1 protein-coding gene is annotated in these 390 nt (G+C 45.6%); it reads left to right on the forward strand.

Annotation, left to right across the window (positions count from 1 at the left end):
- A partial coding sequence (locus KP705_RS18880) for a hypothetical protein (RefSeq protein ID WP_215765418.1) occupies window positions 1-390 on the forward strand: 390 nt, incomplete at both ends.

The following is a 390-nucleotide window of genomic DNA, read 5'->3' on the forward strand; positions in this document are numbered from 1 at the left end:
GATCTCTGAAGATGATGATGAAGCGTGTCATCAATGATGCTGAGCTTTTCACGAAGCGTGATGAAGGCGAAGCCACGATAGGTGTCCCTAAATCATTGGATATGTTCGGGCCCGATATTGCTATGGCTCTCTGTGTTGAGCCTTCTCTTGATGGTCGTGTCATCGTTGGTGATGAAATAAAATTCGAGCAGATGGAGAATAAGATTGTTGGGCTGATGCTCCCGCATCATGCTTTCTATAACGTCTCTGAACCCTGTCTTATGGTCCAGAATTATACGCAGACGCCTGACACTGAACTCGGCAAAAAGGCTCTCGAACTCATTGAAGTTGTCTCTAAGCGACACCATCAGCAGGTTATCGAAAAACTCCAAAAAATTGGATGCGATGCTC

It is taken from the genome of Gluconobacter sp. P1D12_c (genome assembly GCF_018812105.1).
In the GTDB taxonomy this organism is placed as follows: Bacteria; Pseudomonadota; Alphaproteobacteria; order Acetobacterales; family Acetobacteraceae; genus Gluconobacter; species Gluconobacter oxydans_A.